Genomic DNA, 24201 nt, shown 5'->3' with positions numbered 1-24201 from the left:
GCGCCCCTTTTCCTCAGCTTCTGCGGATAGCCCACAATTCCATGTTCAGGCCGGGATACTCGCCCGACACATGCACGGCTATCCCGCCCGATGTCGTCATCTTGCCCCAGTAGGGGCTGCTTGCATCCAATTCGAAATATACCACACCTGCGCTGTAGGGGATTTGGCGCGGCGCGACCGGTAGCGCGGTCACTCCGATGCCGGGCAGCGCGGAATTGACAAGCTGGCGGATCTCCTCCACCGGGCCGATCTTGGCCTGCCCCGCGAAATGCCGCCGCACCCGTTCCGCTGGTATGTCGGCGGACACCGCCAGAACGAAGCTCGCGGTGCCGATCAGCTTGCGGTCGGCCAGCCGTCCCGCCCAGATGCCAAACTTGCGCTCCTCGATTGGGATGGCGACCGCCGTCTGTTCCAGCACGGCCGACAGATAAGTGCGCAAATCGCGGATCACCGGCAGAAAGCACCCGGTCAAGTTGTGGTGCTGGTAGGCGGGATACTCGTTCGGCCGCTTTTCATGCGACAACAGGCTGGACAACTCGCCCGCCAGAGCCACGCAGTCCCGGAAAAGGGTGATGGGATGCGCGTTGTCCTGCTGCGACAGTTGCCGCAGCAAAGGCACGGTCCGGTTGATTGTCATCAGGAGCAGCAGGTCCTGGATTTCGGCTGTGCCCTTGGCCCCGGCCCCGGCGGTCAGTCGCCCCGACAGCGCTGTCATCCGGTGGACCAGCAGGCCGGTAAGTTCGTCAAGGAAGCTTCGCAGCGGTGCCGCCGCTCGCAGATCGAGGCAGGACGGGATGAACGCGCTGTCCAGAACGACTTCCTGGTCGGGGCGGACTTCGATGATCCGGGCGATCGGGATCGAGAGCCGGTCGGCAAGGTCGTCCACCTCCAGCGCGAATTGCAGGCGCAGCTTGCCCACAGCCAGCCGGGTTTCCTTGCCGCCGCGAGCCGTGGTGTCGCGGATGTCAATCTCGTCGGGCCTGAACCGCGCGGCCGATAGTTCCGTGCCGCTCATGTCCACGTCGAGTGCGCCCTGCCGCCGCTGCGGAACGGTGAGGTAGACGATGCAGTCCTTGACCCCGGCTGGCACGTCGAGCGCCGGGGGATGGTCGTCGAATCCCGGCACGCGGAACACCGCGCCGTCCGGCGTGAGACCGGAACAGGACCGCAGGTTGAACTGGCCGACCTTCAGCAGATCGGTGTCGATCTCGATTTCGGACATGCCCCAGGCATAGGGTGCGATGCGGGCGGCCAGCCCTGCGATCTGCGCCTCGTGGTACCTGTCGGCCTGCTGGAAGTGGTGCGGCTGAAGGAATAGGCCTTCGGTCCACAGCACCTTGCTTTCCCAAGACATTATTCGCCCTCGCTTCGCATCGTCTGTCTCACTTCAATCGTTCCAGCTGGGCCTGGTAAGCCCGGGCGAATTCGCGGCTGAACATCTCGTGGAATTCATTCTCGGCGCGGTCCGAAATCTCGGCATACATCTTTTCATAGACTTCCCAGTATCGTGCCTTGCGGCCCTTCAACAGCCCGCCAAGGCCCCCGCCGCTATGCATCTGCTTCTCCAGTTCCTCGGGCGACAACTGGCGCAGCACGTCCTTCAACGCGGCTTCCATTCCGGTCATCATGGCGATTTCGTGCGCCTTGATGTCCTGCAATGCCTGTTCCGCCGCCTCGATCGGATCGAGATAACCGGTGGTCGAAGGCTTGATCATCGCCTCCACTGCCTGTTCCGGGCTGATGGAAAATTTCAGCGGGTTGTTCCCGCCCGATCCGATCACCGTCTGCTGGATGCGGAATTCCGATTTGATCGAGGTCCGCGTCATCAGGACCTCGCGCAGCCCCTTGATCAGAATCCGCATGACATGGCCCATGCGCGACAGGGTCGGCACGAGGTCATCATCGGACAGTGCAAGGCCTTCCGCCCCGGCAGTCTTCAGGAAGGCGCGCGCCGCGGCTTCCTGACCCGCGCCGGGCGACGTTGCGGCCCGGGCGGCAGCGGTCTGGTCCGGATCAGGCGCATTTGCGGCGGCTTGCTGTGGCGGCGTCGCTTGCGGTGCGTCATGTTCGGACGGCGTCGCGGGTGCGGGTGGCGCCGTCGCGAATGGGTCATCGGCGAACGGATCCGCGGCAGGGCTATCCGCCGCGCCCTGCACCGCGTCCGGGCCCGTTGCGCCCGCGGGCGGGCTGAGCGGTTCGTCGCCCAGCAGATCGTCGGGATTCCAGTCTTCGGGAATGATCGACTGCGTGACCGGTGAGGGGCGGAAATGATCCTCCGCCGACGGGGCGTGATCCGGCTGGCTTGCGCCCGCGGCCGGGCCCGGCGGCGGCGCGTCCCCCAACAGATCGTCGTCATCCAGCGGCGGCAGCAGGCCGTCATCGTCAAAATCGTCACGCCGCGTAATGCTGGAGGGGCCGGTCACCGGCGCGCCGTCGCCCAGCAGATCGTCAAGAAAATCGCCCCCTGCCACATCGTCACCCAGCAGATCGTCGCTGCGCGCGTCCGGCCCGCCCTGCGCGGGCGAGATGGTTGGTGCCGCCGCCGCCTCGCGGATCTCGACCAGCAGTTCGTAGGAACCTATGGTCAGAACGTCGCCGTCGTTCAGCGGCGCGGGCACGTCGCCGATCGGCATCTTGGAATAATTCAGGAAAGTGCCGTTGGTGGACATATCGATGGCGACGACTGCGCCATGCGCCGTCTCGATCGCGCAATGCCGCTTGGATATCGCCTTCTGAGGGTCCGGAAGCACCATATCGTTTTCGGCCCCACGGCCGATGGTCAGCGATGCGCCGAACATCGCAACCGGGCGGCCGTCGCCGGGCACCGTGCCGGTGGACTGGAAATGGACTGTGACGCTCAGGGCTGTCATCCGCCCACCAGAACCGTCGGTGCCCCCAAAACGATCATGCCGCCATGGGCGCAATTGTCCAGCATCCGGGCCTGTGGCCGCGACCCGGTCAACACGGTGGCCGACCCCTTGACGATGCTGTCAGGCGGACCGACACAGACCGCCATGTTGCCCAGCGGCGCGGCGGGCAGCATGCACACGAGCACGGTCGGCACACCGGGCGGCAGGACCGGGCCGCCGACATGCGGCACCACGCCAGTGACCATGGGACAAACATGCATGTCGGTGATGCGGGCACAGGGCATCATGACGGCTCTCCTTCCTTCACGGCGGCATTGTCGCCGCCCAGCCGACCGTTCCCACCGCGCGCAATGTCCAGCGCCCGGTCGATCAGGCGGGTCTTGTGCGCATCGAAACTGTCCCCCTCAGCGGTGCTGAGCGACAGCAGCGCGACGCCGAAGATCGCCATGGCGGCAGCCCCGACCGGCGCATCGTAGGCCGCAAGATCGCCGGTGCCAAGCTTGCCGTCGCACATCGCCACCGCCGTTGCGCACAGGGTTGTGGTGTCGTCGAATTCGGCCAGCTCCAGGGCGGCTCGCGCCCGGTCGCGTGTCTCGTCGCCGGGCTTGAACACCCAGGCCTGCGCCGCGGCCAGAGGGGCGGGCGGCGCTTTCGGATCGGCCAGCGTGTCCTCTGCGGCAAGACAGCCCCACCACACCCGTTCGCGCGGCGGCAGCGCGGCGGCCAGCAGGCGCAGCATGTCGAGCCAGGCATCGGCGGCCTCCAGTTCCGCCAGAACCTGGTCCACCGGGGCGGAGGCAGGGGCGCTCAGCGCCGTGTCGAGCCGCATGTTGGCCAGCGCAAGCTGCCTCAGCGCGGGTTCCTTCGGGATCTTCTTCAGTCCGGCGAAACGTTCAGACATCTGTATCCCCTAGTTGATCATCGTCATGCTGCCCTTGAGGATCAGCAATTGCGACTGGATCTGTGTCATCGCCCCCTTGGCCTGCAGGATGCCGCTTGCCTCGATCTTGATCATCGGGCCCTTGATGGTCACCCCCATCGGATCGATCTTGATCGACGATCCGCCGCAGGTCAGCGTGATGCCCTGCATCGCCTTTTCGTCGATCTTGCCGAGTTTCACATCGACGGTGCGGTTGCCCAGCTTCAGCGTGGTCTTTTCATTGCCCATGTCGAGCGTGCGTTCCGCGTTTCCCATCTTGATCGCCTCCGACAGGTTGCCCTTGTCGATCGAAACTGTGACATTGCCCGTCTTGACGGTCTGAGAGACGTTGCCGGTATTGACGGTCTGAGAGACATTGCCGGTCTTGACCGTTTCGGTCACGTTGCCCGTCACGGTCAGGTCGGATTTGCCTTCGATCGTTTCTTTCTTGTCTTTCTTGATGTCGATCTTCTGGCTGCCTTCGGCGATCTTGAAGGTGTGATCCCCGGTATCGAGTGTTTCCGTAAGGTGACGATGTACCGTCACATCCATGTCGCCCTTGTCCTTGTGTTCCAGCCCGACGGTGATCTTCGCATCGTTCTTCACGATCTGTTGGTAGTCTCGTTCGGACTGGAAGCGCACCAGTTCGCTGTCCTTCTTGTCTTCGAACATCAACTCGTTGAAGCCGCCGCCGCCCTTGGAGGAATTCGTCTTGATGCCGGACTGTGTCATGTTTCCGGGCAACTCATAGGGCGGCATCGTATCCGCGTTGTACAGCATCCCGATGGCGATGGGCCGGTCGGGATTGCCCTCCTCGAAATGGATGACGACTTCCTGCCCGATGCGCGGGATCGCGATCATGCCCCAGTTCTTGCCGGTCCAGGGCATCATCGTACGCACGAAGCAGGACGACTTGTCGTCTTTCTTGCCCAGCCGGTCCCAGTGGAACTGAACCTTGATGCGGCCGTACTTGTCGGTGAAGATATCGTCCCCCGACGGGCCGACCACCCGGGCGGTGTGCACGCCCGAGATCTCGGGCCATGGGGTCTTCAGCGGGGCGCGGAACTGTTCGCTGGCCGGAATGGTGCGGAACGACACTTCGTATGGGTCCGGCCCCTTGGCCATCTGCGCCAGCACGCCGTGCAGTGGCCCGTTCGGTCTGACCGCGGGAAGGTCCGTTCCGGTCAGAACCAGCCGGTGCACCGCTTGCGTGACAAGGTGGCTGACGTCGTCGGCCTTGCGGGGATGTCCGTCGAGCGTAAACGTAAGTCCGACGCCGAGATTGGTGATGTTGCCCTGCCCTGACGCGGTCTTGTGGCGCACGGCCTCGGCCTGCATCCGGACCCGGGCGCGGTTGTTGCCAACGGCGGTATTGCGATAATGTCCCGGGTAGTCGTAGATCTCGCGGTCGTTCAGTTTGTGAACGCCGCTCGGCATATCCTTGACCGACTTCATGTCGGCAGTCGGGCGTGTGAAGTCATAGTCGGCCAGCGTGACCTTGCCGCTGACGGCCCGTTCCGCACTGGTCCAGTCGAAGATGTGCGGCTCCTGCCGGGTCACGTCGGAGCCGCGAGAGATGAACGGGATCTTCTCGGTGCCGGTCACGGTTTTATGTGCCCCGAGATCGTCCAAGAGGACCATTTTCTCGCGGTTGTCCTTCTCGGTGAAGAAGTAGTAGATCCCCTCCTCCTCCATCAGGCGGGACAGGAAATCGAAGTCCGTTTCGCGGTACTGCACAAGGTAATCGCGGGTTTCGTAGCTTCCGGTCAGAAGATCATCGAGGTCGCTGGAGAACCCGTAGTCGCCCAAGATCTGCCGGATGATGTCCGGAACGGTCTTGTCCTGGAAGACGCGGCACTCGCGGGTGCGGGTCAGGAACCAGAGCCACGGCCGGATCTCGGCGCAGAAATGGCCCGGTCCACGATCTGCGCCCAGGTATTCCACCGAAACGCAGGTGCCTGGAAAAACCCGCTTGGGGCCGGTCGGTGGATCCATCACAACGCGCATCTTCTTGCCCACGATGTCCTCGAGTTTCAGCGCCCTGTTGGAGCACACGAACTCGGCGGTGATGCAGGTCAGCTCGCTCAGCCCTTCGGCGACCGTCGCGCCGATCAGGGCAAGCCCCTCGTCCGGATAGCTGCCTTCCATCCGGATCGGGTATTTCATCGGGTCTATCTTGATGCCAGCCATGCCATTTCCCCGTTGTCCGGAACACCGGCCAAAGTGTAACCCGGCGCGGCGCGGTTCCCAAAGGATGTTCCCCCCACTTGCAGGCGGGGGGTAGCACCGCGCGCGCCGCTCAATTGAACTTGTAGACGAAGTCGTTGTCCGCGACGTCGATTTCCACGCGCGCCACGCTTTCGCCTTCCATCATCCGTTTCAGGAATTCGGCCGAGATGTCGGGCAGCATCGTGTTGGTGACGATAGCGTCGATCATCCGCCCGCCGGATTCCAGTTCCTGGCAGCGGGACACGATCGTGTCCACGACGCCTTGGGTGTAGCTGAAGGGCACCTTGTGCGCGCCTTCCACCCGTTTCTTGATCCGGTTCAGCTGCAACTTGGTGATCTCGCCAATCATGTCGGGCGACAGAGGGTAATAGGGGATCGTCACGAGGCGGCCCAACAGCGCGGCCGGGAAGATCTTCAGCAGTGGATCGCGCAGCGCCTTGGCGATGCCTTCGGGTTCTGGCATCAGTTCCGGGTCGGCGCACATATCCATGATCAGGTCCGAGCCCGCGTTCGAGGTCAGCAGGATCAGTGTGTTGCGGAAGTCGATCCGCCGCCCCTCGCCGTCCTCCATCACGCCCTTGTCGAAAACCTGGAAGAACAGCTCGTGCACATCCGGATGCGCCTTTTCCACTTCGTCCAGCAGCACCACCGAATAGGGCTTGCGTCGCACAGCCTCGGTCAGCACGCCGCCCTCGCCATAGCCGACATAGCCGGGAGGCGCGCCCTTAAGGCTGCTGACGGTATGCGCCTCCTGGTATTCGGACATATTGATGGTGATGACGTTTTGCTCGCCGCCGTATAGAACTTCGGCAAGCGCCAGCGCGGTCTCCGTCTTGCCGACCCCGGACGTGCCGGCCAGCATGAACACGCCTACGGGCTTGTCCGGGTTGTCGAGGCCGGCGCGGTTCGTCTGGATGCGCTTTGCGATCATCTTCATCGCGTGGTCCTGCCCGATCACGCGCTTTGCAAGATGGGTTTCAAGGTCCAGCACGGTTGCGATCTCGTCGCGCAGCATCCGACCAACGGGGATGCCGGTCCAGTCACCGATGACGCTGGCCACGGCCTGCGCATCAACGATGGGAAGAATCAGGGGATTTTCGCCTTGTAGCTCGGTCAGTTCGACATTTTTCGCCCGCAACTCGTCCAGCAGCGCGGCGGTGTCGACGCTCGCGTCGGCCCCGGCGGCCTCTGCAGCAAGGTCGGCATCCGTGCTGTCCACCGGCGCACCGGCCGCGCGCAGCTTGGCGCGCAGGTCGAGGATCGCCTGAACGACGGCCTTCTCGGCTTCCCAGCGGCTGTTCAGGCCTTCGAGCCGGGCCTCTTCCTCGGTCTTGAGGGCGGTGATCGTCTCGCGCCGAGCATTGACGTCGTAGCCTGCGCTTTCATCCCGTGCGATGATCTCCAGTTCGGTGGTCAGCGCGTCGATCCGCTTGCGGCTGTCGTCAACCTCGGCCGGGACGGCATGCTGGCTGATCGCCACGCGCGCGCAGGCGGTGTCCAGCACGCTGACCGACTTGTCGGGCAATTGACGCGCCGGGATGTAGCGCGCGCTGAGGCTGACAGCGGCCTCGATCCCCTCGTCCAGCACCTGCACCTTGTGGTGGTTCTCAAGCATCGACGCGATGCCGCGCATCATGCGGGTCGCCTTGGGCACGTCCGGTTCATCGACCTGTACGACCTGAAAGCGCCGGGTCAGCGCTGGATCCTTCTCGATGTGCTTCTTGAACTCGGCGAAAGTCGTCGCGCCGATAGTGCGCAGCGTGCCGCGCGCCAGCGCCGGTTTCAAAAGGTTGGCCGCATCGCCCGTGCCCGCGGCGCCCCCTGCGCCGACCAGTGTGTGCGTCTCGTCGATGAACATGACGATCGGCACGGTGCTGGCCTGAACCTCGTCGATGACGCTGCGCAGGCGGTTCTCGAATTCGCCCTTCATCGACGCGCCGGCCTGCAGAAGTCCGACATCGAGCGCCAGCAGACGCGCATCCTGCAACGCAGGCGGCACGTCGCCGCGCGCGATCCGCAGCGCGAAGCCTTCCACCACGGCGGTTTTGCCCACTCCGGCCTCGCCAGTCAGGATCGGGTTGTTCTGGCGTCGGCGCATCAGAACGTCGACGATCTGGCGGATTTCCTCGTCACGGCCGACGATCGGGTCGATCTTGCCGTCGCGCGCCTGTTGCGTAAGGTCGGTGCAGAACTGCTTCAGCGCCTCCTGCTTGCCTTGCTGGCCCGGCATCGCGTTCGATGCCTCGCCCGGCGACGCGCCGCCCCCGGTGCTGGACCCGTCCTGCGGACCAAGCCCGTCCTCGACCGATCCGTCGGTGATCGAATGAAAATTCTCGGCCAGGTCATCGACCTTGATCTTGCCGAATTCCGGGGAGATGCCCGTGAATATGTTCTTCAGGCTGGGCGTCTTGAGCATTCCCAGAACGAGATGCCCCGTGCGAACCTGGTTCGACGAATACAGCAGCGATCCGAACACCCAGGCCCGTTCCATCGCGTTCTCAAGATGTGCGGACAGGTCTGTGATCGTGCTGGCCCCACGCGGCAGCGCGTCGAGCGCCTTCGTCATGTCGGCGGCGATCCGCCCCGGATCGAGGTCGTAGTGGCGGATGATCTTGGCCACGTCGTTGTCCTGTCCCTGAAGGATCTGCGCCATCCAGTGCACGATTTCCACGTAAGGGTTGCCGCGCATTTTACAGAAAACCGTTGCGCCTTCGACGGCCTGATACCCTGTGCGGTTGAGTTTTCCGAACAGCGCGACGCGGCTGATTTCCGTCATTGTTCCATGCTCCCTGGTGGCCGTCCCGCACCGGGCGCGGCATATTCTGCTTCAAGATGATCCTGCTGGGTCAGGAACAGGTCGGCGGCATCGGTGCCCGACGGGCGCGTGCCCAGCCAGCTTGTCTGCCCGAGCCGCGTGTCTTCTCCCAGCACGGCGCGCGGCACGTCTGTGCCGCGCAGCACAAGGTTCACATCCCAGTCCAGCGCGTCGCCCACCGCGTTGCGGACCACGGCCGCGAGTCGCGCCAGCGACGGACCGCCCGGCAGCAGGCGGCGGTAATCTTCGCCCGAAAGCGGGCCGATACGGATGCGGAACTTGGCGCTGCGGGTCCGCACGTGCGAGCCCAGCACGGTGCCCCGGCCCAGGCCAGTGGGGCCGCCAAGGTGCCAGCGGTCACCCGGTTCCAGCTCCAGCCACGAGCCGACAAACTGCTCCAGCCGAACCGGCGCGGCAAAGAACCCTGACAGCATCGCGGCCAGTCCTTCGGCGGTGCGCGCACCCTGCGCCAGCCGCCCCGCGAAATGGCGCTTGGCAAGGTCGGGCATCGCGTCGCGATCCTGAAGTGCCTTTCCAAGATATCCCGACAGTGCCGCGATGCGCCGTTCCATGCCACCGCCGGACCCGCGGTCGAAGCTTGCAGTCGGCTGACCCGAGGCCCAGGCGCGGTAGAACAGGCTCATGTGCCGGTGGGTCAGCATGTTGGCGAAAGCGCCGAAGGTGGCGTCATGTGCGCTGCGCTGCCGTTCGCGTGCGTATTCCGTTAGGTGCGCGGGCAGTGGGCCGTGCGATCCAAACAGGCCGAAGAACAGGTTGGACAGGTGTCCCGGCTTGGCCCCGGCGGGCGGGGTGAACGCGCTGATCGTGGTGCGTTGGAAGGCCATCGTCGCTTCCTGGCCCAGCCGCACGGCATCTTCCCGCGGCAACCGCGATTCCCCAAGCCGGGGACGTTCCGCGAACTGCGCCTCCAATACGCGGAGGGCGAAGAAGATGTGATAGGTCCGGGGCGACTGACAGAAGCGCTGGTAATGCGTCAGATCATCCGTCCCAGACCCGCTTCCGGGCGCCATCTGGCGATTTCTCCACGTTGCTGGCTTTTCAGGACCGTTTCGGTGAAACTGTTGATGGTGACATGGAACCGCAGGTAGCGTTCCAGGACGGCGGCAAGCCCGTAGGCCCCCGATCCTTCGAAGAAATCCTCGTCACAATGGATGGTGATTTCGAGCCCGCGAACGGCGGTGGACAGGGCTTCGTCCTGCATCCAGCGTACGATCGGGCGGCTTGTCACGGCGGTGATCCCCTCAAGATGCCGCCGCACGACGCGGTCGCCTTCGGGCGCGTAAAGCCCGATCAGTTCACGCAGCGCTTCCGCTCCTGTGCCGCGCGCGGTGTCGGCGATGGACAGGTAGTTCAGGCTGAGATGGCTGATCAGTTTCCAGGCTGTCTCGCCCTGCGCCAGTGTCGGGCGGGGGCGCGTCGGCGCGACCGGCATGCGCACTTCGGCCACCGGGCCGCCGTCGGGCAGGTAGAACAGATCCTTGGTGCCGCCCGGCAGCAGGAGCGGCAGGTCACGGTTGGTCACGGTGGCGGTCACCGCCAACTGCGTAAGCGCGCCGGAATAGGGCGCCTGTTTCGGGTCCACAAGCGACAGGTACAGCTCTGACCCGAGATAGTTGGTGCGCGTGGCCTTCAGCCGCTCGCGCTGAGTGCGCTGCCGCATCCGCCGCCGCTGGGTGTAGTAGGCCTGCGCGCCACCACTGGCCGCGGTGAATTCGTCTGCCGAGTAGAACGCGCGGAACGGCTGATCCGGTGCGCCGTCGCTGCTGACCCCGGTCACGCTGAGCACCGAATGGATTTCGTAGTCCAGCGGCGCAGTGCGGTCCACGACCACATGATGTTCGTGATCCGCCACGCTCAGGTGCACGCGGTCGCAGCGCTTGTCGAACAGGTTGATGGCGGGCACGCAATGGAGCCGGAAAGCGCCCGGTGTGATGCCCGATTGAAGGTCCGGCGCGGGCTCGCGCAGCAGGATATAAAGGTCGATCTCGGGTCCGTCGCACCGCGCAAGCGCTGGCGCCAGCCCGCGCAGGTCCGCGAAATGGAACCGCTCGGGCATGGCGAAGTATTCCTGCAGCAGGCGGTAGCCGTCGAAGGACCGGCGCGGCGTGGGCAGCAGCGCCTCTTCGGGGGCATAGCCGCGCGGCGTGATGCCCCCCTGCAGCGGCAAGGTCCAGTCCGCGCGCCGGTCGGTGGAGCGCGCGACCACGCCGGTCGATCCGGCGCACAGCAACTCGTGCAATTGCCAGCCGCGGACGCTTTCGCCGCCAAGGAAGAGCGACAGCGTGTCAAGCGGCAGGTCGCCCAGCGGCTGCCCGCCGCTGCGGCGTAGGCGCAGCCGGATGCCGGCCCGCGCCTCCAGCGCGCCGACCACGCCCGCCGCGACCAGTTCGCCCCGGCTGTCGATAAACTCTGCCTCGGCGATTTCGAGCGGCCAGAGCACGGTGTCCTGAGCGGTGGTGAAGATGCATGCGGTCTGCGTGCCTTCCAGCAGCCTTGTGCGCAGTTGTGTGCCGCGCGGGATCGCATAGCCTCCCGCAAGCCCTGCATTATCCATGTCGGGTACCAGTTGCGCGACCATCATCGACGGTGTCGGCCCAAGGAAATGCGGGTAGATGATCTCCAGCAACTGGGAGGTCAGCGCGGGATACTGCAGTTCCAGTTCCAGCTGAACGCGGGCCGACAGGAAGGCGACACCCTCCAGCAGCCGTTCGACGTAGGGGTCAAGCACCTCGACCCCGTCCATCCCCAGCCGCGCCGCGATCTTAGGAAAGGCTTCGGCGAATTCCGCGCCCATTTCCCGCATGAAGGCGAGTTCGGTTTCGTAGTGTCGCAGAAGCCGGGTATCCATCGCGCCGTCAGGACCCTTCTTCGAGGCGCAACTCGCCGGTGGTCGTGTCCACTTCCGACCGAAGGTAAAGCTCGATCGGGTAGGGCTGGGCCCACATCTCAGCGGCGATGTCGAACACGATAGTCGTTCGGCGGCCCTCCTCGGCCTTGCGTTCCACGACTTCAACCGTGCCTTCGCGGATTCGCGGCTCGAACCGTTCGATGGCTGTCTGGATCGATTTGTGGATGCGCTGAGCGCGTTCTTCGGTCGAAAAGTCGCCCGCTACCTCGCGCACGCCGTAGTTCAAAACGGAATTGGCCGCATTGGGGAACCGGTCTGCGTCGATCTGGGTGTCCAGGTTGTTGGTGTTCAGAAGCCACGACAGATCGCGGCGGATGATGTCACGCAGGCGGTTCAGATCGATCACACGGGTGTCGCGCGCTTCTGTCCGGCTGTCCGGTGCTTGGTCGGTCAGGCGGTCCAGCAGCGCGGGCTGAAGGCGTTCGGTGATCGTCCGGTCAGCCATCCCCAGCCGTCTCTTCCAGTGCTGGTACCGGGTCCATCCTGACGCTGCGCATGTCCATCAGCGCGAGGTCGCCCTGGTCAGTGGCCAGCAACCGCTGGCCGGTGCCGATAAACGTGTCGGCTCCGGCATCGGCCCAGTGGGTCGCGCGCGACAGGCGCGTCGCCCCGTCCGGGTCGGTACCGGTCCCGGGATAGCGCGTGGGGATCAGGCCAACGCATTCGCCGCCATTGCGCAGCTTGACGGTGGCAGCCGTCCAGACAGCGTCTCGCAGGTCGGCCGGTTCCTCGATCTTGAGAAGGTCGATGGCGTTGAACGGCATCCAGAAGTACTTGCCGTTGACGATGATCTCAAGCACGGGACCGAGGCGCATGTCGGCATCGGCAATCCAGTCGAATCGCTGTCCATCCGCCTCACCGGGCGTGGTCGGTGCCATGTCGAAGGCCTTGTCGCGCAGTTCCGCAGCCACTTCTGGCTTGCCCGCCGCCAGCGCCTTGAGCGACTCGATCAGGATTGCCACCCATTGCTGCGGCTCGCCAAAAATCAGCGGTTCCTTTTCCCCGGCGAAGACCTTTTCGCGGAACACCTCGCAGACGATCGCCTCTCGGTAGGTCTGCGCCATCGGTACGGCCAGAGCGTCAAGCTCGGCCGAGAGCTTTAGTTGCGTGACGGCGCGCTTCCAGTCGCCTGTGACGCAGAGAAGCTGGAACAGGAAGATCCGCAGCGCCGCGTTGGACGGGTCCGCGCGGATTTTGTCCTGCAGCGCCTTGAGTGCGCCATCGACATCGTTGGCTTTCAGCAACTCGACTGGATCAACGGCCAATTGGGCTCTCCGTATTCGTGGCGACGTGCCTGGGGAAGGACGAGCCCGCCGCGACTTTGGCGGCGGGCCCGAAGGTCAGATGGTCGGGATCAGGCCGGAACGTTCTTGGCGATGTTCCACTTGAAGCTCGGCTTTTCGCCCTCTTCGCCCGTCTCGGTCTGTTCGATGTAGTCCACATGCACCTCGGCGAAATTCAGCGAGATGTTCTCGGTCAGCTTGTCCTCGCCACCCGAACCGCCGGTCGACACAGACGTGATCATGACCTTCTTCATGGTGATGGTCAGGTATTCCAGCGGGGTCTTGCCGGCCTTGCGCACGACGATCTTCGCGGACGGGAAGTGGTCGCCATTGGCACAGTAGAGCTGCAGGACGGGCGAGGACTTGTCGATCCACTTGGTGCAGGAGATGTCCTGGAAGTTCGCCTTGCCGGCGCCGCCGCCGCCGCCCACATGGAACGAGCCGGACTGGCTCATGCCCCACGACCATGCCAGCAGGTCGATGCCGCCTTCGCCGCTGTACTTGTCATCCTGGGTCTCGCCCGAGATTTCGCCTTCGATGATGAGGAACATGTCGAGTGCCATGTCGGTATCTCCTTTGTCAGTCAGTCATTGCATGAACGTTGGTGTGAGTTGCCGGGCGGCGGTCCTGGACCGCCCGGCCGTTGGTCAGGATTTTTCCGACGGAAGCTTCGAGACGAGCCTCAACGAAACCGACAGCCCTTCGAGCTGGTAATGCGGTTTTAGGTAGAACCTGGACTTGTAATAGCCCGGGTTCTCTGGGTCTTCCTCGATAACCACGTCAGCCGCAGCCAGGGGCTTGCGGGCCTTTTCAGCTTCCGAGGAATGCGCGGCCGAATAATCGACGTACTGGTCGATCCACTTCTTCAGCCAGCGTTGCATGTCATCCTTGCTCTTATAGCTACCGACCTTATCGCGCACCATGCACTTCAGATAGTGGGCAAAACGTGTAGTTGCGAAGAGATAGGGCAGGCGTGCTGCCAGATTCGCATTCGCAGTCGCGTCCGGGTCGTCGTATTCGGCAGGCTTGTGAAGTGACTGCGCGCCGATGAACGCCGCCATGTCGGTATTCTTGCGGTGAATTAGTGGCATGAGCCCCGATTTCGCCAGTTCCGCCTCGCGCCGATCCGAAATGCCGATTTCGGTCGGGCACTTCATGTCCACGCCACCATCGTCGGTCGGGAAGGTATGTGTGGGCAGGTTTGCCACCGTGCCGCCCGATTCGACGCCGCGGATCCGCGAACACCAGCCATATTCCTTGAACGACCGGTTGATGTTCGTGGCCATGCCATAGGCCGCGTTCACCCAGGTGAAATTCTCGGATTCTGCGTTGCCGGTATTTTCCTCAAAGGCGAATTCCTCGACCGGGTCGCCCTTCGCGCCATAGGGCTGACGGCCAAGGAAGCGCGGCATGGCAAGGCCAAGGTACTTGCTGTCCTCGCTGTCGCGCAGGCTGCGCCAGGCCGCGTATTCGGGCGTTTGCGTGATCTTGGTCAGATCGCGCGGATTGCTCAGTTCCTGCCAACTTTCGAAATTCATCAGCGACGGATCTGCGCCGGTGATGAAGGGTGCGTGGGCGGCCGCGGCGATCTTGGCCATCTCGCCCAGCAGTTCCACGTCGGGCGGACTATGGTTGAAATGGTAGTCCCCAACGAGGCAGCCATAAGGCTCGCCGCCGAACTGGCCGTATTCCTCTTCGTAGAGCTTCTTGAAGATCGGCGACTGGTCCCAGGCGGTCCCCTTGAACTTACGCAGCGTCTTGTGCAGGTCCTTCTTTGAGATGTTGAGAACCCGGATCTTCAGCATCTCGTCGGTTTCGGTGTTGTTCACCAAGTGATGCAGTCCGCGCCACGCACTTTCCATCTGCTGGAATTCGTCGTGGTGCAGGATCTCGTTGATCTGGTCACTGAGCTTCTTGTCAATTTCCGCGATGATCGCCGAGATCGAGTTCAGCACGTCGTCCGAGATCAGGCCGGTGTTTTCCAGCGCCTGGGCGGCAAGCGTCTTTACCGCGCCCTCGACAGCGCTTTTCGCCTCATCGGTGCGTGGGCGGAATTCCTTTTGCAGAAGACTGGCGAAGTCGGATTCCTGGACTTCCGTCTGCACCGCGCCTTCGGCGGACTGGGTTGCTTCGTCAGCCATGCTCAGGCCTCCTGCTTGTCGTCGTCATCGGACGGCGCCGGGGCGGCCGCCAGGGATTTCAGCAGTTCGGGATTGGCCAGCGCCTCGGTCAGCAGTTCCTCCGCGCCGGGCTTGCCGTCCATGTAGGTCATCAGGTTGGCCAGCTCGTTGCGGGCATCGAGCAGCTGGCGTAGCGGTTCGACCTTGCGCGCGATCGCCGCGGGCGAGAAGTCGTCCATGCTCTCGAAGGTGATGTCGACCGACATGTTGCCCTCGCCGGTCAGCGTGTTGGGCACGGCGAACGCGACGCGCGGCTTCATCGCCTTCATCCGGCTGTCGAAATTGTCCACGTCGATTTCAAGGAACTTGCGATCCGCGACGCCGGGCTGCGCCACTTCGGACTTGCCCGCGAGGTCCGACATCACGCCCATCACAAACGGCAACTGGACCTTCTTCTCGGCGCCGTAGAGTTCCACGTCGTATTCGATCTGCACGCGCGGTGCGCGGTTTCGCGCTATGAATTTCTGTGAGCTCGCCATTCCGTTCTCCCGTCTGTGTTTGTCGTTTCAGCTTTCGGGCGCCGTGCGGCACCCTCCCTGTAAGCCGTCCTGTCAGCCGTCCTCGATCCCGCTGATCATCTTCACGCTGTCCTGACCGCCCGGCGCCATGTCGGCGACGATGGTCATGAAATCTGCCCCGACAAGTCGCTTGGCGCGGGCCAGGATCATCGGCACGGGGCTCGAGGGTTCGTGTTCGCGGTAATAGGTTATGATCCGGTCAATGGCTTGCTCCACGTCCCTGGAGGACCGGATCTCGCCGGGGGCGCTGCGCGCGGCGGGCCGGGCATCGGCGGGCGCGCCGTCTTCGGTCTGTGGCACCTCGTCCTCCTCGGGCTCTGGTTCGCCGACGACTTCGGCCAGCCGGGCGGCGGCGCGGCGCAGCAGCTTGAGAAGCGGCGACAGGTCCGGTCCCTGCCCCGGGATCTGCGTGTCGAAAACGGCATCGATCGCCTCCACGTCGCTCAGGGCGGCGCGTACCTGCGCCAGCGTCGCGGACAACTGGTCGTCAGGGGTATCCTGGAAGGCGGCATTGATGCGCGCGGTGTCGGGCGGGTTCTCCATGTCGGGTGGGGCGGGAAGCTCCCCCTCCGCGATGGCGAGATCGTTCAGTGACAGCCGCCCGAAGGCCTGGCTGTGGGTCAGCGGCGCATGGCGCACGGCGCGCAGCACGGTGCCGGTTTCGGCCAGCCCAAGCACGGCGTTCACGCGCATCGTGGGATCGTTGTCGTCCTCGGCGTCCAGCTGCGGATGGCAGGTGTCCCAGAACTGTTCAAGGCAGCCGCGCATGAACATGGTGGCATCCGCAAGGCCGCCGAACCCTTCTACCCGCGTCGCGCCGTAGGCATAGAGCACCGCCGCGCGCAGATCGTGGCTATGTTCCAGAACAGCCTCGGCCCGTTCGACGATGCGCTTGGGGTCCGGTTCCTGCCCGGCGACCACGGTATCCCCCATCTGGCGCTCTTCCTCGGGACGGGCCGCCAGCAGCAGATCGGTAAAGACCTTCTCGTATTCAAGGTCCTCACCGCTGGGGGCGTCGTCACCGTGGCTTACAAGGCTCAGAGGCACGTGTCGTCTCCTCGGACAGATCCAATCTGCGGCCAAGCCTTCCATCGGCCCCGTCGCAGACACAATTCCAGCAAACCCGACTTTAATCGCATACCAGCGTCTTTTTTGTCGCCGCGTCAACATCGTAGATCGCAGAGAGGCGCGAATCTGTTCTGTATCCGGGCGCACGCTTGATATCGCTAAATGCGACCGGCCAGCGATTATTCCATGTTTGCATGGTGTCATGCGTCACCGTGCGGGTGCAGCATCGCCCTTGGCCCGCAAGGGTCCAGCCGCGGCTTGTTCCGCGCGTCGCCTTGGGGCAGAGTTGAGACTGGGCGGCCGGGCTGCCCGCCCCTGCCCGCCCGTCGCGGGCCAGCAACCCGACCGGGAGCCGTCATGAAATACCTCAGCCTCGCCGCAATCCTGCTTGTCGTCGCCTGCACCTCGCAGCAGGCCATAAATGCGCAATACGCGGGCGCCCCGCTGACCAATGTGATCTCGGATCTTGGCCCGCCGGACGAAGCCAACGCGCTTAGCGGCGGACAGACCGAATACATCTGGCGCGACGCCGCCACCGAGGACGGGATCAACCCCTGCTTCAAGCGCATCCTCACCGACGGCGGCGGCACGGTGCTGAACGCCAGCCATTCGGACGGCCGCGGCCCCTGCTGAACCGGCGCCTCGGCGCGCCGAAGTCCATCCCGAAAGCCATCATCCGGCGCCGCGCGGTGCCCGCCGGGGTAGTGGATGCATGCCCGCGACACCCCCCCATACCTTTGTCAGGCCGGACCTTCCTAAGTCTGGCGGGCTTCTCTTTCGTTTCCAAAGGTAAACTTGTTCCCGCCAAAGGCGTTTAACGGATCACAGCGCGCCCTGCAGCGCGCCGATCAACCGGGAGCAAGCCCCATGAAAAACACCGATCATACCGGCGCCAAAGGCGCGACGGACCGCGCACCGGTTTTTCGGTCCCGTGGCCGTGCATCCCAGTCCCATCTCCCCACAAGCCCCCGCCAGAGCTGAGGAACCCCAATGAGATTCACGATCAAGACCAGACTGATACTCACCTTCGCCGCCGTATTCTTGCTGTGCGGTGCCGCACTGAGCCTCGCGTTGATCGAACTCACCAACGTGAACCGCGAGTTCAACCGCGTGGTGACGGTGCAGGCTGAACGTGCGGTGACGCTGAACGAAGCGTTTCGCGCGCAACTGGATGCGCGCCTTACTCAAGGCGAGATCCTGATCGGGCTACCGGGCGGCGACGAAAATCGTATTCCCGATCTGATCGCGGATCGCCGCGAAACCACGGCGAAATTCATCGGCATGGTCGAGGATCTGAAGCAGGGCGCGACACCTGAAGTCGTTGGCCAGCTTGAGGCCTTCGCCGAGATCCAGAAAGAGGTCGCCACTCTCTATGACGAGATCACCGGTTTCGAGCTTGCCGGCGACGGCGACTCGGCCAACACGCTGTTCCACGGCGCGGCCCACGACCTGGTGCATAGCGGCGAGGAGATTTTCGCCAAGATCGAGAAGGCCGTCACGGACGGGATGGCTGCCGAGGTCGCCGCTGCCGATGCACACATGAAGCGGACGGCCCTGCTTCTTGGCGCCCTCTCGATCGCCGCGGTCGTTGTCGGTGTTCTGTCGGCGTGGTTCATCATCCGGTCGATCAGCCGGGGCCTGAATCGTGCCGCCCGTGTCGCCCGGCGTGTCGCTGACGGTGATCTGCGCGAGATGACGAATGTGACCGGCAATGACGAGATCTCGGACCTGCTGCGCACGCAGAACAGCATGGTTGTGAAATTGCGCGACATCGTGGAAAACGTGTCCGCCGCATCGCGCAACGTGGCAGCGGGCGCGAATCAGATGGCCTCGACTTCGGGCGCGCTTTCGGACGGCGCTGCGATGCAGGCAAGCTCGACGGAACAGGTCTCCGCGTCCGTGGAGGAAATGGCGGCGAACATCAATTCCACCTCGGAGAACGCCACGGCTACGGAAGAGATCGCCAACAAAGCCGCCAAGGACGCGCTGCAATCGGGTGACGCGGTGCGCGAAGCGGTCGAAGCGATGAAGACTATCGGCGAACGCATCCTGGTTCTGCAGGAGATCGCCCGCCAGACCGATCTTCTGGCGCTGAACGCGGCGGTCGAGGCGGCCCGGGCGGGTGAACACGGTCGCGGCTTCGCTGTGGTCGCGTCCGAAGTGCGCAAGCTGGCCGAGAACAGCCAGAAGGCGGCGGCGGAAATCTCGGGCTTGTCCAGCCGCACCGTCAGCTCTGCCACGAAAGCGGGTCAGATGCTGGAGGTGCTGGTTCCGAACATCGAACGGACTGCCAGCCTCGTCGGGAACATCTCGGCCTCGGCACGGGAATTGGCGATCGGATCGACGCAGATCAACGAGGCGATCCAGCAGCTTGACGTGGTCACCCAGGAGAACACCAGCGCCTCCGAGGAAATGTCGAGCGCGGCCACCGAACTGTCCAGTCAGGCCGCGCAACTGGCCGAGGCCGTCGCCTTCTTCAAGGTCGAGGAACTGTCCCTCGGTGAACTCGTCGTGCCTTTGTCGAGCCTGCCCGAGACCGCGCCGGCCCCGCTCCGGGATGCAAAAGCCGACATGATGGACGAGGACGACGTGGTCGATTTCAAGGCCGCCTGACTTGCCCGGCCGGGCGCCGCGCGGGGCCCGGCCGGTAGTTCGTTCCAATCTTCCTGACGCGTGCGCGGAGCGGTTTCGCCCGCCGCGCCGCGTCGCAAACCGACGCAACCCGAGGCAGACGATCGTGGCACAAAAGACATTCAGCTTCGACGGCGCGAGCACGCTGTCGGATATTTCCAACCTCAGGGACGCGCTGCAGGCCGGGACATCCGGGGTTCCGCAGCTGGACCTGTCCGATGCGGTTCCGCAGGTCGTGGTCTTCGCGCTCGCGCAGCTTTTGATCGCGGCGCAACAGTGCGGAAAGCTGACCGCGGCAGATATCGAGGCCGCTTCGGCTGCCACCCCGCAACTTGGCGCGATGTTTGCCCTGACCGGACTGACCGGGACGGCGCAATCCGCCGCTGCTTGAACTGGAGGCAAACGCTCATGACCAAATCCGTACTCATCATCGATGACAGCCCGTCCGTCCGCCGCATGGTGTCGATGACGCTGGAAGGCGCGGGCTATGACGTGACCCAGGCCGAGGACGGTGCGCAAGGACTGGCCACTGCGAAATCGCGTCGCTTCGACATGGTCATCACCGACCAGAACATGCCGAACATGACCGGGATCGAGTTCATCAAGGCGTATCGCGGGGATCCGTCCAGCAGCGGCGTTCCGATCCTGTTCCTGTCCACCGAAAGCGAAGGCAGCCTGAAGGACGAGGCCCGCGCGGCCGGAGCGCTTGGCTGGATCCCGAAACCGTTCGAGCAGACCAAGTTGCTTGCCGTAGCCAAGAAGGTGCTGGGCGCATGATCGACGCAGAAACCCAGGAAGTCTTCCGCCAGGAGACGGAGGCGCTGATCGAAAGCCTGCAGGCCGGGCTTCTGGCGTTGAACGACCGGCCCGAGGACATCGGCCTCGTCAGCCAGGTGTTCCGCGACCTGCACACGCTGAAAGGCACTGGCGCGATGTTCGGCTATACGCGGCTGGCCGAATTCATCCACGATTTCGAGGCGGCTTTCGACGCGGTCCGCTCAGGCGAAGCGAACGTGTCGCCGCAACTGATCTCGGTGTCGCTGCAGGCCTACGACCTGATCGTCGCGCTGCTGGAAGGCGAAGACCCGGAACAGTCACTGGATGCCGCGCTGAAACATGCTCTTGCTGAGGCGACGGGTAAGGTTCCTGCGGCGGCAGATGGCGCGGATGTGGCCGGGGCGTGCGACCCGAACGGTGCGGCAACGCCCGCTGCCGACGGATGGCGGCTGACCATATCGCTGCCCGAAGACCTGATGGAAATCGGCGGCAACCCGGTCGCCCTTTTGGAAGAGGTGATCGAGATTGGCGGCGCGCAGACCGTGCTGCGCGCCGATGTCAGCCGCCTGCCCGCGCTTGACGCGTTCGACCCTGCCCGGCTCTATACCGGGTGGACGATAGAGCTTCCCGCCGCCGCGCCGGAGGCGGACATTCGCGATGTCTTCATGTTCCACGAAGACCGCATGACCCTGTCGCTGGAACCCGTGGCTGGCAACGCGGCGCCCGGCGCGGCGGCAGAGGCATCGCCGGAGCTCGCCCCCGAGGTGTCGACCGCCGTCGTTGCGGCCCCCAAGGCAGCGGTTGCCGTCGCAGAGGCGCAAACGCCTGCGCAGGGGCCGACCAAGGCTTCTGCGGGCGGCAAGCGCGCCGCCGCGACAGCCGCCGCAAGCAGTCAGATGCGGGTGTCCTCGGAACGGCTTGACGACATCATGGACCGCGTCGGCGAGTTGGTCATCGCGGAATCGCGTCTGGCCGATCTCGCATCCAAACTGAACCTGCCCGAACTTGACGAGGTGGTAGAGGGAATTCAACGCCTTGCGCTTGGCCTGCGAGACACGACGATGGCGATCCGCCTGTCGCCTGTTTCCGGGATTACCGGGCGCTTCCGCCGCCTCGCCCACGACCTGGCCTCCAAGACCGGCAAGGCGTTCGACTTGGTGATCGAGGGGGAAGAGACGGAACTGGACAAATCGGTGATCGACAAGTTGTCGGACCCGCTGGTGCATATTCTGCGCAACGCGGTCGATCATGGGTTGGAACCCACTGCGGAGCGGGTGGCCGCAGGCAAGCCCGAACGCGGCACCGTGCGGCTGGTGGCGCGTTATTCAGGCGCGGATGTGCTGATCAGCGTGACCGACGACGGTCGCGGCCTCGATCCGGACTTCATCCGCCGCCGCGCCATAGAACGCGGCGTGATCGCCCAGGACCAGGTGCTCAAGCGTCACGAGGTGTTCGCGTTGCTCCTGGCGCCCGGTTTCTCGACCGCCGAGACGGTGACAGACCTGTCCGGGCGGGGTGTAGGGACTGACGTGGTCAAGACGACGGTGGAATCCCTGCGCGGCAGCATCGACATAGATTCCGTACTGGGCCAGGGGACGACCTTCACGCTGCGTCTGCCGCTGACGCTTGCGATCATGGAAGGCCTGTTGTTCCAGGTAGGCAGCGAACGCTACACCGTGCCGCTGGCGGCAGTGGAGGGCATCGTCGAGCAGCCGGAGGCCCTCCGCGGAGGCACGGCGACGTCCACCGTGGTGGAACTGCGCGAGCGTCTGGTTTCGATCTTGCGTTTGCGGCAAGTCTTCCGCGTCGAAGGTGAGGAGCCGGCTTTCCCTAAGGTCGTTCTGGTGCGAGCCGGTGATGCGCAGGTCGGGCTGGTCGTGGACGAGATCATCGGATCTTTCCAGACCGTGATAAAACACCTGTCGCCGCTGCACAGCCGCCTCGACATCTTTTCGGGTGCGACGATCCTTGGGAACGGCAATGTCGCGCTGATCCTCGACGTCGCGCAACTGGTCAGGTCCCAGAACATCACAACCCCGTCGCAAAGGGAGCGCGCCGCATGAACGCGATGACCGCCGCCTTCACGTCCAACAGCAAGGACGGCCTCGTCACCTTTGAGATGGGCGGTGAGGTGATCGCCGTCAGCACCCGTGTCCTGCGCGAGGTGATCGAACCGCCGCGCATTACACCGGTGCCGCTGGCCGACATCCATTCGCCCGGACTGATGAACAACCGGGGCGTGGTGCTGCCGGTGGCCGACCTGCGCCCGCTTTTCGGGATGGAACCGAAGCCGTTCGACAGCGACACCCGGATCATGGTGATGCAACTCGATCTGGACGCTGGTCCGCTGACCGTCGGCGTGATCGCGGAAATGGTCCACGCCGTGATCACACTCGATGCCGAAACGGTGCAGTCGGTGCCGGAACTCGGTTCCCGCTGGCCCGCCTATTCGGTCACCGGCATTGGCCGCTGGAATGGCCGCTTCGTGCACGTTGTCGACGTGGAGCGGCTGTTCGAAACGCATCTCGGCCTCGGGTCGGGGCATGACGGCGACGAAGCATGATCGCGGCGTGCGCAACAGCTCGCCTGTCAGGACAGGAGAAAACAAGTGCTTGACGAAAAGATCCAGACAGAGGACCGGACCGGCCTGACCTATCTGACCTGCGGGCTGGAGGATGACCGCGTCGGCCTGCCGGTCACGCGCATCAAGGAAATCCTCGATGCCCGGCCGATCCGTGCCCTTCCTCATACACCGCCGTTCCTTCTGGGATACGTGGATGTTCGGGGCGAAAGCATCCTCGTGGCCGACCTGCGCAAGCTGCTGGGCCGCCCCTTCCGCCCGGACGCTGCGGACACCCGCATTGTGGTGCTGCTGATCCGGTCCGGCGACGGTGAGAAGGCGGTCGGCCTGCGCACCGACTGCGTGTACGAGGTGGCGACCCTCGACAACGACCGGATCATGTCCTTCGCCGATCTTGGACTTCTGAACTGGGACAGCCGAATGGTGCGCGGTATCGGAAAGCGAAACGGTGAGGACATCACGCTGCTCAATCTGGACGGTTTGATGAACTCCGCCGTGCTGGCCGATTATCATGAGGAGCTTCCGGGAAGCGGCGCGGCCACGGCGCCAAGCGGTGCGTCGGAGGCCGCATGGTGATATCCACCACGCAGGCCGACGACCTTTATGAAAGGTTCGGCAGGCTCATCACTAAGAGCAGCGGTATTCAACTGGATGCGTCCAAGCGAAACCTTATCGATACGCGGCTGCGAAAGCGCGCCACGGAATTGAAGCTGCCCGATGCGCAAACCTACCTGACATGGGTCGTGGACACTAATCGCGTGTCCGAGGAACTGCCGCGGATGATCGACCTGATCACCACGAACAAGACCGATTTCTTCCGGGAAAGCGCGCATTTCGATCTGCTGGTGAACGAGGTTCTGCCAAGGCACCCGCGCAACCGTGTATTCAGGTTCTGGAGCGCGGCCAGTTCCTCCGGCGAGGAGGCGTATACCGCCGCCATGCTGCTGGCTGAGCATAAACGTCGAAATCCGAAGTTCGACTTCACGGTTCTCGGCACCGACATTTCTCCGTCGGTGGTCACGAAGGCGCGCCAGGCCGTCTATGACCGCGAACTCATTTCGGATGTGCCCGAACCGTTGCGGAGCCTTTACTTTCAGCTTGGTACGTCGAGCACGGGGCGCGAACTGGCCCGAGTGACCGCAGAATTGCGCCGCATGGTGCAGTTCGCTGTTCTCAATCTCGTTGAGGACAACTTCGCGGTGGACCGCGACTGCGACGTAGCCTTCCTGCGCAACGTGCTGATCTACTTCGCGCCGGAAATCCAGATGCGGGTTGTGTCCAACGTTACGGACCACCTGCGCCCCGGCGGCTACCTGTTCGTCGGGCATTCCGAGACGATGAACATCCGTGACCCGCGGCTTAAGCCCGTGGCGGTTGCGGTCTACCAGAAAGGATAAGGCC

Annotated in this window: 22 protein-coding genes; 8 read left to right on the top strand and 14 right to left on the bottom strand. The window is 64.1% G+C overall.

Annotation, left to right across the window (positions count from 1 at the left end; all coding sequences use genetic code 11):
• Nucleotides 1-13: 13 nt before the first annotated feature.
• The 14 genes from tssK to tssA form a co-directional block, all read right to left on the bottom strand.
• Nucleotides 14-1354 carry a type VI secretion system baseplate subunit TssK gene (tssK, locus tag DKT77_RS18670; protein ID WP_109813164.1) on the bottom strand — a complete coding sequence of 447 codons (1341 nt, stop codon included), beginning with the start codon at nt 1352-1354 and terminating at the stop codon, nt 14-16.
• A 28-nt stretch (nt 1355-1382) separates the two neighbouring features.
• On the bottom strand, nt 1383-2870 hold the full coding sequence (gene tagH, locus DKT77_RS18665; RefSeq protein ID WP_338016096.1) for a type VI secretion system-associated FHA domain protein TagH: 1488 nt from the start codon (nt 2868-2870) through the stop codon (nt 1383-1385).
• Complete coding sequence (locus DKT77_RS18660; protein ID WP_109813163.1) at nt 2867-3157, bottom strand: PAAR domain-containing protein; 291 nt, start codon at nt 3155-3157, stop codon at nt 2867-2869. Before DKT77_RS18660 ends, tagH begins: the two co-directional genes overlap by 4 nt.
• Nucleotides 3154-3771 carry a DUF6931 family protein gene (locus tag DKT77_RS18655; RefSeq protein ID WP_109813162.1) on the bottom strand — a complete coding sequence of 206 codons (618 nt, stop codon included), beginning with the start codon at nt 3769-3771 and terminating at the stop codon, nt 3154-3156. Before DKT77_RS18655 ends, DKT77_RS18660 begins: the two co-directional genes overlap by 4 nt.
• A 9-nt stretch (nt 3772-3780) precedes the next feature.
• Complete coding sequence (locus DKT77_RS18650; RefSeq protein WP_109813161.1) at nt 3781-5979, bottom strand: type VI secretion system Vgr family protein; 2199 nt, start codon at nt 5977-5979, stop codon at nt 3781-3783.
• A 109-nt stretch (nt 5980-6088) separates the two neighbouring features.
• Entirely contained in the window at nt 6089-8794 is a 2706-nt protein-coding gene (gene tssH, locus DKT77_RS18645; RefSeq protein ID WP_109813160.1) for a type VI secretion system ATPase TssH, read from the bottom strand.
• Nucleotides 8791-9864, bottom strand: a complete 1074-nt coding sequence (gene tssG, locus DKT77_RS18640; RefSeq protein WP_109813159.1) for a type VI secretion system baseplate subunit TssG — start codon at nt 9862-9864, stop codon at nt 8791-8793. The genes tssH and tssG overlap by 4 nt, the downstream gene beginning before the upstream one ends.
• Nucleotides 9828-11702: a type VI secretion system baseplate subunit TssF gene (tssF, locus tag DKT77_RS18635; RefSeq protein WP_109813158.1), complete on the bottom strand. Its 1875-nt coding sequence runs from the start codon at nt 11700-11702 to the stop codon at nt 9828-9830. Before tssF ends, tssG begins: the two co-directional genes overlap by 37 nt.
• Before the next feature lie 7 nt (nt 11703-11709).
• Nucleotides 11710-12207: a type VI secretion system baseplate subunit TssE gene (gene tssE / locus DKT77_RS18630; RefSeq protein ID WP_109813157.1), complete on the bottom strand. Its 498-nt coding sequence runs from the start codon at nt 12205-12207 to the stop codon at nt 11710-11712.
• Nucleotides 12200-13027 carry a type VI secretion system accessory protein TagJ gene (locus DKT77_RS18625; protein ID WP_109813156.1) on the bottom strand — a complete coding sequence of 276 codons (828 nt, stop codon included), beginning with the start codon at nt 13025-13027 and terminating at the stop codon, nt 12200-12202. Before DKT77_RS18625 ends, tssE begins: the two co-directional genes overlap by 8 nt.
• Nucleotides 13028-13116: 89 nt before the next feature.
• Nucleotides 13117-13608 (bottom strand): Hcp family type VI secretion system effector, encoded by a 492-nt coding sequence (locus DKT77_RS18620; protein ID WP_109813155.1) that lies wholly within the window; start codon nt 13606-13608, stop codon nt 13117-13119.
• Nucleotides 13609-13692: 84 nt separating this feature from the next.
• Nucleotides 13693-15186, bottom strand: coding sequence for a type VI secretion system contractile sheath large subunit (tssC, locus tag DKT77_RS18615; RefSeq protein ID WP_109813154.1), 1494 nt, complete (start codon nt 15184-15186; stop codon nt 13693-13695).
• A 2-nt stretch (nt 15187-15188) separates the two neighbouring features.
• A complete protein-coding gene (gene tssB / locus DKT77_RS18610) occupies nt 15189-15704 on the bottom strand; it encodes a type VI secretion system contractile sheath small subunit (protein ID WP_109813153.1) in 516 nt (171 codons plus the stop codon).
• A gap of 72 nt (nt 15705-15776) precedes the next feature.
• On the bottom strand, nt 15777-16790 hold the full coding sequence (tssA, locus tag DKT77_RS18605) for a type VI secretion system protein TssA (RefSeq protein WP_238548014.1): 1014 nt from the start codon (nt 16788-16790) through the stop codon (nt 15777-15779).
• Nucleotides 16791-17168: 378 nt separating this feature from the next.
• On the opposite strand from tssA, the gene DKT77_RS18600 reads away from it, so the two are divergent.
• The 8 genes from DKT77_RS18600 (at nt 17169) to DKT77_RS18565 (ending at nt 24197) form a co-directional block, all read left to right on the top strand.
• Entirely contained in the window at nt 17169-17444 is a 276-nt protein-coding gene (locus DKT77_RS18600; RefSeq protein WP_109813151.1) for a hypothetical protein, read from the top strand.
• A gap of 357 nt (nt 17445-17801) precedes the next feature.
• Nucleotides 17802-19424 carry a methyl-accepting chemotaxis protein gene (locus tag DKT77_RS18595; protein WP_109813150.1) on the top strand — a complete coding sequence of 541 codons (1623 nt, stop codon included), beginning with the start codon at nt 17802-17804 and terminating at the stop codon, nt 19422-19424.
• A gap of 124 nt (nt 19425-19548) precedes the next feature.
• Complete coding sequence (locus tag DKT77_RS18590) at nt 19549-19833, top strand: hypothetical protein (RefSeq protein WP_109813149.1); 285 nt, start codon at nt 19549-19551, stop codon at nt 19831-19833.
• Nucleotides 19834-19850: 17 nt separating this feature from the next.
• Nucleotides 19851-20219: a response regulator gene (locus DKT77_RS18585; RefSeq protein ID WP_109813148.1), complete on the top strand. Its 369-nt coding sequence runs from the start codon at nt 19851-19853 to the stop codon at nt 20217-20219.
• The gene (locus DKT77_RS18580; protein ID WP_109813147.1) at nt 20216-22282 is read left to right on the top strand and encodes a chemotaxis protein CheA; all 2067 of its coding nucleotides are present in this window, start codon (nt 20216-20218) and stop codon (nt 22280-22282) included. The genes DKT77_RS18585 and DKT77_RS18580 overlap by 4 nt, the downstream gene beginning before the upstream one ends.
• Nucleotides 22279-22782, top strand: coding sequence for a chemotaxis protein CheW (locus DKT77_RS18575; protein WP_109813146.1), 504 nt, complete (start codon nt 22279-22281; stop codon nt 22780-22782). The genes DKT77_RS18580 and DKT77_RS18575 overlap by 4 nt, the downstream gene beginning before the upstream one ends.
• 45 nt (nt 22783-22827) lie before the next feature.
• Complete coding sequence (locus DKT77_RS18570; protein ID WP_109813145.1) at nt 22828-23376, top strand: chemotaxis protein CheW; 549 nt, start codon at nt 22828-22830, stop codon at nt 23374-23376.
• Nucleotides 23370-24197 (top strand): CheR family methyltransferase, encoded by an 828-nt coding sequence (locus DKT77_RS18565; protein WP_109813144.1) that lies wholly within the window; start codon nt 23370-23372, stop codon nt 24195-24197. The genes DKT77_RS18570 and DKT77_RS18565 overlap by 7 nt, the downstream gene beginning before the upstream one ends.
• Nucleotides 24198-24201: the final 4 nt, after the last annotated feature.

The organism is Meridianimarinicoccus roseus (genome assembly GCF_003172915.1).
GTDB lineage: Bacteria > Pseudomonadota > Alphaproteobacteria > Rhodobacterales > Rhodobacteraceae > Meridianimarinicoccus > Meridianimarinicoccus roseus.
Note: the sequence above shows the minus strand (reverse complement) of the source record. Positions and strands in the feature narration are given on the sequence as shown.